This window comes from Arthrobacter sp. 260, from assembly GCF_013116745.1.
GTDB lineage: Bacteria > Actinomycetota > Actinomycetes > Actinomycetales > Micrococcaceae > Arthrobacter_D.
In genome coordinates this window covers 239,004-254,068 of sequence record NZ_JABFOE010000002.1, presented here as the reverse complement: position 1 = coordinate 254,068, position 15,065 = coordinate 239,004, and the positions used below count along the sequence as shown (strand labels likewise).

The window sequence follows — 15,065 nt, the reverse complement described above, 5'->3', positions numbered from 1 at the left end:
CAGTGACTTCCTCAACAGTTGAAAGCAGAACCATGACTGACATGTCAGACCTGATCGGTATTGAAGGCCTCCTCTCCCCTGAGGAGATCACCCTGCGGGAGACCGTACGGTCCTTCGTGGACACCGAGATCAAGCCGAACATCGCCCAATGGTACGACGACGCCGTCTTCCCGATGGAGATTGTCCCGCAGATGGCCGAGCTGGGCCTGCTCGGCATGCACATCAAGGGCTACGGCTGCCCCGGGAAGTCGTCGGTGGAATACGGACTGGCCGCGATGGAACTGGAGGCCGGCGACTCGGGCCTGCGGACCTTCGTGTCGGTGCAGGGCTCGCTGGCGATGAGCGCCATCTACAAGCACGGCTCCGAGGAGCAGAAGACCGAGTGGCTCCCGCAGATGGCTGCCGGAACCGCGATCGGTGCATTCGGGCTGACCGAGCCGACCGCCGGATCTGACCCCGGCGCGATGCAGACCTTCGCCAAGCGCGACGGGTCGGACTGGATCCTCAACGGTGCGAAGCGCTGGATCGGCCTGGCTTCGGTGGCGAAGGTGGCCATCATCTGGGCGATGACCGACGGCGGCGTCCGCGGCTTCGTGGTGCCCACCGACAGTCCGGGGTTCGTGGCGACGCCGATCAAGCAGAAGCTCTCCATGCGGGCGTCCATCCAGTGCGACATCACCCTGACCGACATCCGGTTGCCAGAGAGTGCGATGCTCCCGAACGCCAAGGGACTGCGCGGCCCGTTCGAGTGCCTGAACGAAGCCCGCTACGGCATCATCTGGGGCGCCATGGGCGCAGCCCGGGACAGCTACCTCACCGCGCTGGCCTACTCGCAGGAGCGTCTGCAGTTCGGGAAGCCGTTGTCCGGGTACCAGCTGACGCAGGAGAAGCTGGTGAACATGGCGCTGGAGATCAACAAGGGCACCCTGCTCGCGTTGCAGCTGGGCCGGTTGAAGGACGCCGGAACCCTGCAGCCGTACCAGATCTCGGTGGGCAAGCTGAACAACTGCCGTGAGGCGATCGCGATCTGCCGTGAGGCGCGGGCGATGCTCGGCGGCAACGGCGTCACCCTGGATTACTCGCCGCTGCGGCATGCGAACAACCTGGAGAGTGTCAGGACCTATGAGGGCACCGACGAGGTTCACACCCTGATCCTGGGCAATCACATCACCGGCGTCCCCGCGTTCCGGTGAGTGACGCCGCTGCCCCCGCTGGTAAACCTGCCACCGGCATCCGCAAGGGCCTGACCAACTACGGGGACGCCGAGTTTTCGCTGTTCCTGCGGAAGGCGTTCATCAAGGGTGCCGGTTATTCCGACGATGCCCTGGACCGGCCGGTGATCGGGATCATCAACACGGGCAGCGGGTTCAACCCGTGCCACGGCAACATGCCGGCACTGCTGGAGGCGGTGAAGCGTGGGGTGATGCTCGCCGGCGGGTTGCCGGTGGACTTCCCCACGATCTCCATCCACGAGAGCTTCTCGCAACCCACCAGCATGTTCCTGCGGAATCTGATGTCGATGGACACGGAGGAGATGATCCGCGCCCAGCCGATGGACGCCGTCGTGCTGATCGGCGGCTGCGACAAGACCGTTCCCGCCCAGCTGATGGGTGCGGCGTCGGCGGGAGTGCCCGCGATTTCGCTGGTGACCGGGTCAATGCTGACCGGCGGGTACCGGGGCGAGCGGGTGGGTGCGTGCACCGACTGTCGCGCATTCTGGGGCAAGTTCCGGGGCGGGGAGATTTCCAAACCAGAGATCGACGACGTGAACTCGCGGCTGGTCGGCAGCGTCGGCACGTGCTCGGTGATGGGCACGGCCAGCACCATGGCCTGCCTGACCGAAGCAATGGGGATTGCGATGCCGGGTTCGGCGTCGGCTCCCGCGGTCACGGCCGACCGGGTGCGGATCGCCGAGGCGACCGGGACCCAGGCCGTTGCCCTGGCGGCTGCCGGGACGAAGATGGACACCATTCTGACCCAGGAGTCGTTCGAGAACGGGTTGCGGGTGCTGTTGGCCATCGGCGGTTCGACGAACGCGATCATTCACCTGACCGCTGTGGCTGGTCGGTTGGGGATCCGGTTGTCGCTGGAGCAGCTGGACCGGATGAGCACTGAGACGCCCGTGCTGGTGGATCTGAAGCCGTCCGGGAAGTACTACATGGAGGACTTCCACCGTGCCGGCGGGGTTCCCGCTGTGCTGCGGGAGCTGGGGTCGCTGATTCACCGGGATGTGCCGACCGTGACTGGCCGGATGCTGGGTGAGGAGATTGACGACGCCGGTCCCGGCTTTCCGCAGGACATCATCCGGCCGTTGTCCAACCCCGTGTATCCGGAGGGCAGCCTTGCGTTCCTTCGGGGGAACCTGGCGCCGGGTGGGGCGATCATCAAGCAGGCTGCCGTATCCCCTGCGCTGCTGGAACACACCGGCTCTGCGGTGGTGTTCGAGAACACCGCGGACCTGGCAGCTCGGATCGATGATGCCGACCTGGATGTCACCGCCGAGTCGGTGCTGGTGTTGAAGAACATCGGTCCGGTCGGCGCCCCCGGCATGCCCGAGGCCGGGTACCTACCCATCCCGAAGAAGCTTGCCTCGCAGGGCGTCCGCGACATGGTGCGCATCTCGGACGGCCGGATGTCCGGCACCGCGGCTGGCGCCGTCGTCCTGCACGTAACCCCTGAGTCGGCGGTAGGTGGCCCGCTGCGGTTGGTGCAGACCGGGGATACGATCACCTTGAGCGTGAGCCAGCGGCTGATCCAGTTGGAGGTGTCCGATGCAGAGCTGGCCAGGCGTGAGGAAGCCATGGGTCCGGCATCACAAGTGGTTCCGGAGCGGGGCTACCGGAAGCTCTTCGTCACCGAGGTAACCCAGGCGGACGAGGGCTGCGACTTCCGCTTCCTGCAGGGCTAGACATCTGGGCCGGCCATCTGTCTAGCACTCGAGCGAGCGGGACGACGAAGATGCGCCACGATCCTGTGGTTCATTACAGCGTCCGTTGGAACAGGCTGAGCCGTTGGCTGAGTGTCATGCAGACTTAGGGAGGACAACACACCACCACCGAAATCGCCGAACTCTTCAAAATCGCGAGGTCAACGGTGTATCGCATTGTGCAACGGACGTCTCAATAGTCGGTTATCCTCGAACAACTAAGAGCAAGAAGAATATGGTGCGGCCCAAGCTTTCGGATTTAGGTATGAAGTGGAAACTATTTTGCCGTTGTTCAGCCTGTACAGAACTTAGGGCACAGATAGGTGGGTAGCCAGCTGAGCAGAGGGTAGATCTTGGAACCGGTCGGAAGAAAATCGACAGTAGCCCCTAGCTTGACTATCAGACAATGTCTTGAGGGCGATTGGGCTGATGTAGTCGATCTAGGCGACCGTTTCAAGAAACATCTCGGCCTTTATCCAGCTCAAGCCATGCTGGAAGCCATTTGCGATGCGCGTGTACTTGGAGCGTTCATAGGGTCCGACCTCGCAGGATATGTCTTATTTGATCTCCCCTACTCTGATGTCAGGCTCGTTCACCTCTGCGTTCGAAGCGACCTTCAGGGCACCGGCACAGCACGCAAACTCATCGACGAAATACAAACAAGACATGGTGATCGCCAAGGAATCCGCCTTAAGTGCCGTAGAGACTACGCAGCCCACAAAGTATGGCCGAAGCTTGGTTTTCAAGCCGAAAGCCTGCCGACAGGAAGAGGCCGAGACCAGGCTGAAATGACTGCTTGGTGGCGGGGATTTGGACACGCAGATCTGTTCGCCGCTGCTCGGGAAGATGACTTACGTATTCAAGCTGTCCTGGACACGAACGTTGTACTAGATCTGACGTTGGGGCGTGACCTGCTCACACAGCAGTACTTCGAGGCTCCGTCGCTCAGCGAAGAGGTCATCTACTGCGTAACCAGATCAGTCAAGAACGAACTTTCAGAGACTCCGAACCTCGCGGAACGGCGCATTGTCATGGCGGGAATCTCAAAGTATGAGTCGCTAACCGGAGACCTCGCGATTAGTGACCAGCTCGTTGAGGAGTTGCTGGATGGCATCGACCCAGTCGAGATACTAAGAGATCGTAGTCTCCCTAGCGATGCCCGAGTCTTGGCCGAAACGATCGTCGCTGGGGCCTCGGTAATGATCACCAACGACGATAACGCGGGCAGAATCTTGCGTCCCCGAGCGGAACTCCATGGTGTAGACATTCTTCACCCCTCCCAACTTGTCGTAAAAATTGAGGAGCTCAAGGGAGTTCGACGAGATGCACCGGACCGGATACAGAACACGTCAATCACCATCAGGCGCGCGTTGGCCGGAGCGGATAGAGAGCACAACCACCTCATAACATCCCACCGAGGCGAAACCCGGGCAGCATTCGCGAAGCATCTTCGATCGCAAACTAATGCCAACGTGAGAACTGTCCATTCAGCGGACAGCACTCTCGCAGACGCATTAGTAGCGACAACGCGATCTGGAGACGCTCTTGAAGTACCGATCCTCCGCGTACGCAGGTCTCCCCTGGGTCCAACTCTGTTGAAACAAATACTCTTTCAACTGCGGCAAGAAGCTCTGCAATCTGGAGCCCTCCGTGCGGTAATAACTGATCCGGAACCCGGAGGCGGCGAAATCGCGGAACCGATCTTTGGCGAAGATGGATTCCGATCGCTAGACGGCCGCTGGTCAGTTGAAGTAGTGGACGCGCAATTGAAGCAAACCGATATTCATGCAGGAAACCACGCACCTTGGGATCTGCGTCCTTGGATCAGACAAGGAGAGGCCACAGGAAAAGAAATCGCTCGGCTCGAGCACGAGCTCTGGCCTCTTAAAGTTATCGATGCCCCTCTGCCCTGTTACGTTGTGCCGATTAGACAGCGATATGCCAGCGAGCTGCTTGGCTACGACACGCCACTTCTAGCTCGTTCCGATGGCCTTGGCATCGGACGCCGACATGTCTACTACAAGTCGGCAAACCTATTCCCTACCGCCCCAGGCCGAATCCTTTGGTACGTGAGTGGGAAGGCCGGTGGCGCGATAGTCGCCGCCTCCCAATTGGTCTCATCCCACAAAGGATCAGCGCAGTCTCTACACACAAGATTCCAAAAGTACGGCGTTTGGACCTACCAGGACATAGAAGAAAGGGCAGGGAAAACCGGCTATGCCGTCGCTCTTCGTTTCGGCGATACGGAGATCCTGCGCCATAGCGTCAAGCTGTCTGAGGCATCACGTATCGTCGAGCACTACGGGAGGATACTCGGGACCGTCCCGACGGTGCGAAGGATAGACGGTGAAGCTTTTCAGGAAATCTACGCAATGGGGATGAAGCGATGACCTACTACACGGGATCGCAGGCTGCTGCCGGCCAGGGCGGCGTCCTAATATCCATACGAACCAGATTTGTCCGCGCCATCCTGGATGGCAGCAAAACTTTTGAGCTGCGGAGGAAAGTACCTCGACATGCAGCTGGCCTTGACATCATCGTTTACTCCTCAGGCGGTGACAAAGCCATCGTGGCCCGAGCCAAGGTCTCCGAGGTGGCAACAGGTACACCCGAAGCCATCTGGAACCAGTTTGAGATTCATCTTGGAGTTACTCGGAAAGAGTTTGATGACTACTTTCTTGGTGCTGAAGTCGCCCACGCGCTCAAGCTAGAAAACGTGACAGCTAGCCAGCGCCCTGTGCCGCTTACTGAATTGCGTACAGACCATGGCCTTGAGCCTCCACAAAGCTGGAGGTATCTTCAAGCAGATTCATACGCGCGCCTGCTGGCAACCGTAAATGAGGACCACAGCTCACACTGATAACGGTCCAATACGTCGACATGTAAACACAGAACAGGGCCGGAGATTCCTGTTTCCTGTTTCGTATGGGTGTACCGAAACGCAACATCTCAGGACGAGTGGCGAAACCTAAGCGCGAGCAGCCCGGGCGGGTACTCCGCCAGCAGCGTCGCAGACGATAGGGTGCAGGTATGGCCCGAGAAGAAGTGCGCAACGCACATATGTTGACCAAGTCATATATCCGCGCGTGGGCTGACGAGGGCAATCGGGTCGACGTTATCGATCTGGGCCGGAACCACGGCTACCCGTCATCGGTGAACAAGGCGACGGTCCGCAACTACGCATACGAACCGAACGTACTGACTCACGATCTCGAGCAGGAATACTCCGTGATCGAGAGCAGGGGAATGCAGGCTATCACCAGGCTCCGTGCTGACGACCCCACGTTGGACGAGGAGACCGTGGCCGCCATGATCGCGTTCTTGGACATGCACCTCGACCGTGGCCGATATGCCGATCAAGCGGAGGTCCACACGCCAGCCATTCGGTTGAAGATGGATGGGACGATTGAAGAAGTCGAGTTGAACGCCGCGGACCGGATCCTGCTCTCTCAGTCCATGCAAGAGGTCATCCGCTTGAAAGAGCTCGGTCTCGAATCGTGGGAGTGGCAGATTCTTCCCGGTGAGTATGTCACCGGTGACGGGGCAGTCCTGGTGATTCATGAAAACAAGAGTGCGCCTGTGTGCACCGTCGCATTTCCGCTCTCGCCTACACAGCTCCTCTTTATCGGGAAGCCATTCGACCGTCCGGCGTATGTCAATCTGACTATTGCGAGCAACTGCCGACGATGGCTCATTGGTTACCCGGGGACGCTGCGGAAGGGCTCCCTCGTACCCGCTGAGGACGTCGAGCTCGTGCCCGTCGAGAACATTGAGGCAGTACTGACGGACGACCCCAAACCAGTCTCAGAAGATTGAACAACTCATCGTGAGTCACTGGCTTCCATCGCACCAACAACATCTCCTGTACACGCTCGCTCACATTGATGCTGTGATCGATCAGGTGTCCCGCGTAGTCTTTGACTACATGAAAGGCGACGTTTTCGGCTTCGTCAATGAAGCGCGGGACGGTGTAGACCACCTCACCCTTGCGAGCATCGCACCGATTCCCGAGGCAGTACCCCGCCTCACCGCCGACGCCATCAATCAGATGCGGTCAGCTGTAGAGCACGCTCTCTTCGCCGAGGTTGAGCACCAGGTGGGGAGACCTCTGAATCCGGAGGAAGATCGCAACATCGAGATGCCGGCCAAAGTGGACAACGACAAACTGCTTGAGTGGATGCGGGATAAACGACGGAAGACCTTGACCGTACTTCACGAGGACTCCGTCATCGGTAGGCGAATCGAGTTTCTCCAGCCTTATCACCACGACGACAAGAGAACCCACCCACTACGCGTTCTGAGCGAACACTCAAATTTCTCCAAGCACAGGAAGACTGCGACTGTTGCTACCAGGCTAGGTCGAGTGATACCGGATCGAGCGGTTCCTGGGTTCCGCGTGCGGGCCGCCTACAAAGACGACGAAACGGTGGCAGTCGGTGATGTGCTCTCTACCGTCCCGCTCGGAAACCCTGTCCCAGTTTCCGTTTGGCCAGCTTTGATGATGCGACGCCCTCACACCGGTTCGTGGGAAATCATCATCCACGAGCTGAGGAAGCTTGAGGAATGGACCCGAACGGTAGCCATACCCGTGATCGTCTTAGGCACCACAGATTGCACACCTATACCCCCGCACCGAGATATCACCGTTGGGCACAAAAGCTTCGAGGCATCCCTAGCTTTAGCAAAACCGGAATCGGCCGTCGAACGGGCACAGGTCCGCCTGAGAGCGAATGGTCTACGGGATGATCTACCCGCGATTTTTGCGGATCAGCTACCTGACATTCCCTTTGAAAGGGTGATCGCCTTCCTTACTGATCAGGATGACTCTGAGACGATAGAGCTTTTCGATCGTTACTGCCGAGTGAGTGGAAGTCGAGGTCCACAGAGTGCAGCTGCATATTTGCAACGAAAAATTAACGGCAACTGATGCGCCACTAGTTAACGGGTGCGATCAGGTGTGGCCGGTTATCGCGAACTGATCCAACCTCTTTGCCGACGATCCGCGGGATTAGGGCTGGGTTCGGGGATGGTGTCGATGTAGTGCTGCACCTGGTCCCGCTCTGTCATAGTCGGGTCCAGCCACTGATCCTGCAGGCGATGGCTTTGACTGGCTCTCCGACTACCTGACGACTCTCTGCATTGAGATCCTCAACCCAGGAAAATGACCCGGCTGTCAGCTTCGGAAAGCAGCCCCTCGTGAGACAAATCAAACGGGCACGGGAAACGGGACGCGAATCGTCGGCGTGTCCTGTATCAGCCGTCGCCGTCTCGGAATTCATCGTTGCCTGGCGCTTCTGCACCCAGAGGGCTTCCTTGTTATGCGATACTTTCCTTCCCATGAGTGATCAACCAAGCCGTCGAGACCTCCGAAAAAACCGCAGAGATACCCGAAGGAATAAGGAACTTCTTTCGGCTCTCCACCAAGAGACTGACCTTCAACGAGAGGACGTCTCACTCCGCACCGGAATGATGTCCACCCGCGCCTCGATCCTTGTCGCTGCAGCAAGCCTTTCAACCGCGCTGCAATCTGGCCAGCAGGGGCTCTTTTTCGTAGCCGCTATATGGCTCTCCGTATTGGCTGCAATCCTTGGCGCGGTGGTGCTGCTCCCGCGTTTAGGTGACCAGCTAAGTATTCAAGGAAACGAAACGGACCTATGGGACTCCGATGAAGTAGAGCTTAATCGGGATCTCATGCACCAAAAGCTGAGCATACTTCGGCAAGATGAAAAATCCTTGCTGTGGCGTCGGCAGGTACTTTTAAGTGGGTACACCGTTCTAGCATTGTCACTAGCTGCTGCCGCAATTCACCTATCGACCAACATCAATTCAGAATCGGAACCGAATGCCCCCCAAATCGTCAACACCACCGCCCGTACCGCCCAAACGACCAACTAGTACCGTACGAGTGGTGAAGGAATCTGAAAGTTCGTTCAGCCACAGTGCCCCAAAAACTATGCCTCAGCCAAAGAGAGACGCGCGGCTAAAGAAGGCGAGCTCAAAGCACAACGAGAAATAATGGACTGGACGCCTGCCATCTGGAGCTGAAGAGGATTGTGCACGGCGTTGGTGATCCGAAGAGAGGCCGGATCACTACTGCCGGCCCTCCCTACAATGAGGCCCACGAGGCGTTAGAGGCATTAATCCTGGAAGGGTCGGGAGCCTGCTGAAGGTTCTGTTGCCGCCTTCATTCGCTTCCGCGAAACGCCGATAACGTTCAAATATGTCAACTAAACAATCTCTCGGGACACCCATACTGGTTCCAGAAGGCGCCGTATGCATCTCTTAGCCGAGCATAACGTTTCGTAGTGCGTTGACGATGCGCGTTGCCCTCTTGTCGTCGCCCGCTTCCATCCAGTTCGTCACGAAGGCGATGCTCAGACTCAGCTCTGGTTCGGCCAACGAGACCTGCCCGCCTGCGCCGTCGTGACCGAATCCGTCGGCGGAGACGTAGCGGCGTGCCTCTGAGCCGAGCTGGAAACCCGCTCCCCAGCGAGGCCACGGGCCGGTTGCAGGGAACATCGGCGAACCTTCGCTCCGCGCCTCGGTGGCCAGCTTGAGCACTGTCGGATCGAGCCACCGGGCGGTGACGGTGTCATAGAAGTCATCGCGTGATTGGGCCAGTCAATGACCCCCCGGTTCAGCAGCGGAAATCTGCATCTGGGCCAACTCACGGAGGCTCTCGCCTGCTTCCAGATGGACGATGTTCAACGACTTCCGCTTGCTGCAGGGCTAAAGCTCAGAGATTGTGGTCCGATTCCGCTTCGGTCAGGTGAGGGAGGTGACCTCGTAAGTATGGCCAGCGGTGCGCAGCCTCTCCACCAGGACGACACCGAGGGCAGTCGCTGGGGTCAGCGATCCTGTGCTGGGCGGCAGGCGGTCGCCGTCCGAGGCGAGTAAGAGCGCGACCTCCCCGGCCATCACGGCGGTGGCTGCGTATCCCGGGTCGCCGGGCCCCGCTACAACGGCCCGGTACCGCCGGCCACTCTCCGTGGAAGCAGTCACCTGAGAATGGAACCAGCCCGAGCGCCGCGCGGCCTCGCTCGGTCCCTCCCCGGGCGAGGGAAGGATGCGGTCCATTAGTTTCCTCGTGAGAGGAAGGGCAACTGCGGCTCCGAACACCCGTAGTCCGAGCGCCGTCGCTCCGGCAATGACGGCGCCGATGGGCCCTCGCCCCATACCCATCACCTCGCCATACCGCATGGACCTACCGTAGGCCCAACCCTGCAGGGCGTTACTGCGACGCACGATTCGCGTGTTCGCCGATGCCATGATGAAGGGAGCGGTCCGCATGCCGTCCTCCGACCGGCCGACCCACCCCAGATCCGGCGGCTGCCTGGTCGAGGGCTCCGTCGCCCGGTCCGGGCTGAGGGAGTAGGGATCGTCGGCGAGCGATCGCAGCACAGGGTCCGCCCGCATACCGTCCAACTGGCCACGCATCGACTCGATGGTGCCGCCGCTGAAACCGCCCTTCGCCCTGGCGACGAGCTGAACCTCGGTCAGGCCACCCGCACCATCGGCCTCCGCAGCCTGATGCAAAAGGAGCACCGCGAGGTCGGACGGGACGGAATCGTAGCCGCACGCATGGACGATCCGTGCACCTGTAGTCCTCGCCAGTGCGTCCCAACGGTCGATGGCTTCACGGACGAAGGACACCTCGCCCGTCAGATCCCCGTAGTGGGTGCCGGCGCGGGCACACGCCTCGACAACCGGCAGCCCATACTTCGCGTAGGGACCCACCGTGGTGAAGAGAGCCCTGGTGCCCTCTGCAAGCGCCGCGAGCGAGTCAGGACGCTCCGAATCGGCCTCAATGAGGTCCCAGCCCTGTGCGGCGACGGGCAGCTTGGAACGTACGGCCTCGAGCTTCTCTTTCGACCTCCCTGCGAGTCCCACACGCAGGCCCGCAGGAGCGTGGTTCGCAAGATATCCGGCGATCAGCTCACCAACGAAGCCGGTCGCTCCGAAGAGAACCAGGTCGTGATCGCGCGCTAGAGCCTCCATGCCAGCAGTCTTCCACAATAGAAACTATCCATTCCAACTGTCACCTGAACCTTCAGCAGTCCCACCCTCGTCCGCTGCGGGACTCTTCAACGCCGATCCTCGACCAGACACCGACCGGAGCAGGCGCAGTATGCGTCGTTTAGCTGACGAGGATCGTGCGCAGCTCATCGACGATGCTCGTGGCCCTCCGGTCGTCACCAGCCTCCATCCAGTTCGTCACGAAGGCGATGCTGAGACCCAGTTCAGGTTCAGCGAACGAGACCTGGCCGCCTGCGCCGTCGTGACCGATCCCATCAGCAGAGACATAGTGCCGAGCCTCGGAATCGAGCTGGAACCCAGCCCCCCAACGTGGCCACGGAGCGGGTGCCGGGAACACCGGGGCGCCTTCGCTCCGTGCCTCGGTGGCCAGCTTGAGCACCGTCGGATCGAGACGTTGAGTGGTGGCAGTGTCGTGGATGACCGAGGACCAGGCAGCCGACAGCCCACGAGCGGTGGCGATTCCACCGGCTCCGGGGAACGACCCAGCCCTGACATCGGAACGGTTGAAACCGGAGTTGGGGCTCACCAGTTCCTGCGGGAACGCCTCCCCCAGCGTCATCGCATGGTTGGGCCAGTCAATGACCCTAGGATCTGCTGCGGCAATCTGCATCTGGACGAGCTCTCGGAGGCTCTCCCCTGCCTCCAGGTGGGCAATGTTCAGCTGCTCATCCATAGGAACACCCACCCGCAGGTCAGCTCCCAGCGGCCGTGCAAGGGTCTCGGCCAGGTATTCACCCGGCATCTTCCCGGTGACTCGGCGGATGATTTCGCCCGTAATCCAGCCGTGGGTCAGCGCGTGGTACCCGTATCCCGAACCTGGCTCCCACAGAGGCTCCTGCCCGGCGAGGAGGCCGGTCATGGTGTCCCAGTCGAGTGCTTCCTCAAGGCTCACCGAACGTCGGGGCGCCGATACGCCCGCCCTATGCGCCAGCGCGTCACCGATCGTGATCCCGCCCTTGCCGTGGGCGCCGAACTCCGGCCAGACGTCGGTGATCGGGGTTTCGTAGTCCAGCCGCCCGGCTTCCACGAGGCGCGCGATGAGGATCGACATGATCCCCTTGGTGCAGGAGAAGACCACAGAGGAGGTGTCGCGGGTCCAGGGGGTGGAATCGCGGGCGTCTGCCACCCCACCCCAGAGGTCGACTACGAGTTCACCCTGATGGTGCACCGCCAAGGCCGCACCCATCCGGGGTCGCCCCTCGAAAGCAGCCTCAAAAGCGTCCCGCACCGAGGCGAAGCGCTCATCGACTGACCCATGAATACCGTTGACATCGCTCACGCGTTGACCTTTGCTCGTGCTGTTGAAAGTGAAAGTGATCCATCGCTCGCCCAGGACAAGGGCAAGGGATCCGAAATACCGCTGATGAAGGTGCCGTCCCGGTCAACGTTCTCGAACGCCAACAGCACCCACTGCCCCGATCGGGTTTGCACCGCACGTCCTGCGTAGAGGTCTTCGTCGGTCAGGCGAACGGCAGCAGAAGTGTCGAGCGGGCCATCCAGCGAGTCCGATTCGAGGGGCAACGCCCAGATCCCGCCCTGCTCTCCGTCCGCCTCCCGCGCTCCGGCGAGATGCCCGGTATCGCAGGAGAAGAGCAGCACTGACCGGCCCTCGATGGTCACCAGCTGCACCACCTCGATGTGCGCGAACCCCGCACCCGGCTCGCTTAGCGGCGGCTGGGTGGTCCACTGCTCCAGATCGGGCGACGTTACATGCCCGATGACTCCGCGGTCCCGCCCGTCACCCGAGCGGGTACGTGCGGTGACCAGCATGTGCCAGAGCCCGGTGGAGTCCCTGTGGATCCACGGGTCCCGCCACGCCTCTTCATGCCAAGTGCCGTCAGGAAGGGTCTCGTACCAGCGGGGATCCGCCGAAATGAGTCCCGGTTGCTTGGTCCAGGAGGCAAGGTCTGGTGACGCAGCCCTGCCGACCGTCTCCACATTGGTGATGGCATCCGGGGACAGGAACCGTGACCCGGTGTAGAACATGTTCCACAAGCCGTCGTCACCGCGGACCACACTGCCGGTCCAGGTGGCACTGCCGTCAAAGGAACCCGGTTCCCCCGGTTCAAGAACCACCCCGTGGTCTTCCCACGTCGTCAGGTCCGTTGAGGTGGCGTGCCCCACCCGGGCGTTCCGGTGCCGGAGATTGGGATCCCCCAGCGACTTCGGCGCGTGGAGGTAGAAGAGGTGGTGAGTGTCGCCGTCGTCGGCGTGCCAGAAATCCCAGACCCAATGGTCGGCGAGAGTGAAGCTCATGGATGGTCCTTAGTGGAAGCGGGAGGTGAAGCGGCGTCAGCCCTTCACCGCACCCTGGAGCAGAGCGCGGACAAACTGGCGCTGGAAGATCAGGAACACGATGATGGCCGGGGTGATGATGAGCAGCGCCCCCGCGTTCAGGAGCGGGATACTCAGCGAGTACTGACCCTGGAAGAAGGTCAGCGCGCCAGCCACCGTTCGGTCGAGCGGGTTGGCAATCAGCACCACCGGCAGGAGGAACTGGTTCCAGGTCCAGAGGAACAGCAGGATCGCCAGCGCCGAGAGGGCGGGCACAGCGAGCGGAAGCTGAATCTGGCGGAACTCCTGCCAGATCGACGCGCCATCCACCCGGGACGCCTCGGACAATTCCTTCGGTACGTTGATGAAGTGGGCACGCATCCAGAACACGCTGAACGGCATGAATAGCCCCAGCAGCGGGAAGATCACTGCCCACTGGGTGTTGAGGGTGCCCATCGCCTGCGACTGGTAGTACAGCGGAATGATCAGCGCTTCGAACGGGATGGTGAGCCCGGCGACGAAGAAGATCAGGATCGCCCGGCCGCCCTTGGGCGCCAATGTTCCGAGCGCGTAGCCCGCGAGGGTGGCGATCAGCAGCGACGCCGGCACCACACCCAGCACGATGAACGCGCTGGACTGCATGAGCCGCCAGACGTTGCCCACTTCGAACGCGGTGACGAAGTTGCCCCACTGCGGGTCGGTGGGCCAGACGAGTCCGGTGGGGTTCCGGTCCGCGGGCTGCAGCGCCGCTGAGAGCATGCTGATCAGGGGCAGGAGGGTGAGAATGATGGCGACCGCCAGCAGCAGTCGGCCCAGGAATAGTTCGCTACGGCTGGTACGCATCAGTCGTTTACCTTCGAAAGTCGCTGGATGGGGAGAACCACGAGCAGGACAATAACCATCAGCACCATGCCGAAGGCTGACGCCAGGCCAACGTCGCTCTGGGTGAACCCGATCCGGAAGATGGAGATGCCGGGGACCAGGGTCGCGCGGCCCGGCCCACCCTGGGTGGAGGTGTAGACAATGTCGAAGCTACTTAGCGCGGCGATGATCGTGAGGGTCGCGAGGACGGCGATCTCCTGCTTGAGGCCTGGCAGGGTGACGGTGAAGAATTCGCGCCACCAGCCGGCGCCGTCGAGGCGTACCGCTTCGTAGAGGGACGAGTCGATCTTGCCGATGCCGGTCAGCAACAGGACGGTGCAAAGTCCGGTAAGGACCCAGGAGCCGATGAGCCCGACGGCGGGCAGTGCCGTGTTGTAGTCGGCCAGCCACGAGCGCGTGATGCCGCCGAGACCAATGGCGTTGAGGAACTGGTTGACCGTTCCGGTCTGCGCGTACATCCACGCCCAGGCAATACCCGCCGCAGCGAGGGGAACGATCTGCGGCAGGAACAGGATGGTCTGCGCTGCCGAGGCCGCAGGCCCTTGCCGCATGGACCGGATCAGGCTGGCCAGCATCAGGCCGGTGCCGATCGGGATCAGGGTGAAGAAGATGATCAGGGTGATGGCGTTCAGGATGGAGCCGAGGAGCACCGGGTTGGTGAGCACCTCCGTGTAGTTGGCGATCCCCACAAAGGTGGAGGCGCCCACGCCGTTCCAGTCGTAGAACGAGTACTGCAGGCCCATGAGCATCGGGAAGATGACAAACCCGATGTACACGGCGAGGGCGGGGAGCAGCATAAGCCAGGCCGCATAACCGGCTCGGCCTACTGACTTGCGTTTGCCCTGCTTGGGGATGGCCACTACCGGCCCTGTTGGCGCGGAACCGGTGGCTACTGGTTCGCCTTGCCCGGTATCGCGGACAGGGCCGGTGGTGGCCTCTTTCATTA

At 61.1% G+C, this 15,065-nt stretch carries 13 protein-coding genes and 1 pseudogene; 8 read left to right on the top strand and 6 right to left on the bottom strand.

Annotated features, from left to right (window positions below; translation table 11 throughout):
* Nucleotides 1-32: 32 nt before the first annotated feature.
* The 8 genes and pseudogenes from HMI57_RS03675 to HMI57_RS03640 all read left to right on the top strand — a co-directional run bounded on the left by HMI57_RS03675 (nt 33) and on the right by HMI57_RS03640 (nt 8,821).
* Nucleotides 33-1,193, top strand: a complete 1,161-nt coding sequence (locus tag HMI57_RS03675) for an acyl-CoA dehydrogenase family protein (protein ID WP_171584546.1) — start codon at nt 33-35, stop codon at nt 1,191-1,193.
* The gene (locus tag HMI57_RS03670; protein ID WP_171584545.1) at nt 1,190-2,908 is read left to right on the top strand and encodes a dihydroxy-acid dehydratase; all 1,719 of its coding nucleotides are present in this window, start codon (nt 1,190-1,192) and stop codon (nt 2,906-2,908) included. The genes HMI57_RS03675 and HMI57_RS03670 overlap by 4 nt, the downstream gene beginning before the upstream one ends.
* 136 nt (nt 2,909-3,044) lie before the next feature.
* A pseudogene (locus tag HMI57_RS18995) lies at nt 3,045-3,126 on the top strand (helix-turn-helix domain-containing protein); the annotation flags it as partial.
* 288 nt (nt 3,127-3,414) lie between these two features.
* Nucleotides 3,415-5,316 carry a GNAT family N-acetyltransferase gene (locus HMI57_RS03660; RefSeq protein WP_171584544.1) on the top strand — a complete coding sequence of 634 codons (1,902 nt, stop codon included), beginning with the start codon at nt 3,415-3,417 and terminating at the stop codon, nt 5,314-5,316.
* Entirely contained in the window at nt 5,313-5,786 is a 474-nt protein-coding gene (locus tag HMI57_RS03655) for an ASCH domain-containing protein (protein ID WP_171584543.1), read from the top strand. The genes HMI57_RS03660 and HMI57_RS03655 overlap by 4 nt, the downstream gene beginning before the upstream one ends.
* 170 nt (nt 5,787-5,956) lie before the next feature.
* Entirely contained in the window at nt 5,957-6,742 is a 786-nt protein-coding gene (locus tag HMI57_RS03650; RefSeq protein ID WP_171584542.1) for a DUF4238 domain-containing protein, read from the top strand.
* Between the two features lie 73 nt (nt 6,743-6,815).
* A complete protein-coding gene (locus tag HMI57_RS03645; RefSeq protein ID WP_171584541.1) occupies nt 6,816-7,853 on the top strand; it encodes a hypothetical protein in 1,038 nt (345 codons plus the stop codon).
* A gap of 410 nt (nt 7,854-8,263) precedes the next feature.
* Entirely contained in the window at nt 8,264-8,821 is a 558-nt protein-coding gene (locus HMI57_RS03640) for a hypothetical protein (protein ID WP_171584540.1), read from the top strand.
* A gap of 387 nt (nt 8,822-9,208) precedes the next feature.
* Here the strand turns inward: HMI57_RS03640 and HMI57_RS03635 are convergent, their stop codons facing one another.
* The 6 genes from HMI57_RS03635 to HMI57_RS03610 all read right to left on the bottom strand — a co-directional run bounded on the left by HMI57_RS03635 (nt 9,209) and on the right by HMI57_RS03610 (nt 15,063).
* A complete protein-coding gene (locus tag HMI57_RS03635) occupies nt 9,209-9,445 on the bottom strand; it encodes a serine hydrolase (protein WP_171584539.1) in 237 nt (78 codons plus the stop codon).
* Nucleotides 9,446-9,691: 246 nt separating this feature from the next.
* Nucleotides 9,692-10,924 (bottom strand): saccharopine dehydrogenase NADP-binding domain-containing protein, encoded by a 1,233-nt coding sequence (locus HMI57_RS03630; protein WP_171584538.1) that lies wholly within the window; start codon nt 10,922-10,924, stop codon nt 9,692-9,694.
* A gap of 139 nt (nt 10,925-11,063) precedes the next feature.
* Nucleotides 11,064-12,242, bottom strand: a complete 1,179-nt coding sequence (locus HMI57_RS03625) for a serine hydrolase (RefSeq protein WP_171584537.1) — start codon at nt 12,240-12,242, stop codon at nt 11,064-11,066.
* Complete coding sequence (locus HMI57_RS03620; RefSeq protein WP_171584536.1) at nt 12,239-13,219, bottom strand: glycosyl hydrolase family 32; 981 nt, start codon at nt 13,217-13,219, stop codon at nt 12,239-12,241. The genes HMI57_RS03625 and HMI57_RS03620 overlap by 4 nt, the downstream gene beginning before the upstream one ends.
* A 36-nt stretch (nt 13,220-13,255) precedes the next feature.
* Nucleotides 13,256-14,080 (bottom strand): carbohydrate ABC transporter permease, encoded by an 825-nt coding sequence (locus HMI57_RS03615; RefSeq protein ID WP_171584535.1) that lies wholly within the window; start codon nt 14,078-14,080, stop codon nt 13,256-13,258.
* Nucleotides 14,080-15,063 carry a sugar ABC transporter permease gene (locus tag HMI57_RS03610; protein WP_171584534.1) on the bottom strand — a complete coding sequence of 328 codons (984 nt, stop codon included), beginning with the start codon at nt 15,061-15,063 and terminating at the stop codon, nt 14,080-14,082. Before HMI57_RS03610 ends, HMI57_RS03615 begins: the two co-directional genes overlap by 1 nt.
* Nucleotides 15,064-15,065: the final 2 nt, after the last annotated feature.

Excerpts from the sequence above, each read along its gene's own strand:
- HMI57_RS03675 (WP_171584546.1), top strand. The coding sequence starts at position 33 with ATGACTGACATGTCAGACCTGATCGGTATTGAAGGCCTCCTCTCCCCT.
- HMI57_RS03610 (WP_171584534.1), bottom strand. The coding sequence starts at position 15,063 with ATGAAAGAGGCCACCACCGGCCCTGTCCGCGATACCGGGCAAGGCGAA.
- HMI57_RS03615 (WP_171584535.1), bottom strand. The coding sequence starts at position 14,080 with ATGCGTACCAGCCGTAGCGAACTATTCCTGGGCCGACTGCTGCTGGCG.
- HMI57_RS03620 (WP_171584536.1), bottom strand. The coding sequence starts at position 13,219 with ATGAGCTTCACTCTCGCCGACCATTGGGTCTGGGATTTCTGGCACGCC.
- HMI57_RS03640 (WP_171584540.1), top strand. The coding sequence starts at position 8,264 with ATGAGTGATCAACCAAGCCGTCGAGACCTCCGAAAAAACCGCAGAGAT.
- HMI57_RS03630 (WP_171584538.1), bottom strand. The coding sequence starts at position 10,924 with ATGGAGGCTCTAGCGCGCGATCACGACCTGGTTCTCTTCGGAGCGACC.
- HMI57_RS03660 (WP_171584544.1), top strand. The coding sequence starts at position 3,415 with ATGCTGGAAGCCATTTGCGATGCGCGTGTACTTGGAGCGTTCATAGGG.
- HMI57_RS03650 (WP_171584542.1), top strand. The coding sequence starts at position 5,957 with ATGGCCCGAGAAGAAGTGCGCAACGCACATATGTTGACCAAGTCATAT.
- HMI57_RS03655 (WP_171584543.1), top strand. The coding sequence starts at position 5,313 with ATGACCTACTACACGGGATCGCAGGCTGCTGCCGGCCAGGGCGGCGTC.
- HMI57_RS03635 (WP_171584539.1), bottom strand. The coding sequence starts at position 9,445 with ATGTTCCCTGCAACCGGCCCGTGGCCTCGCTGGGGAGCGGGTTTCCAG.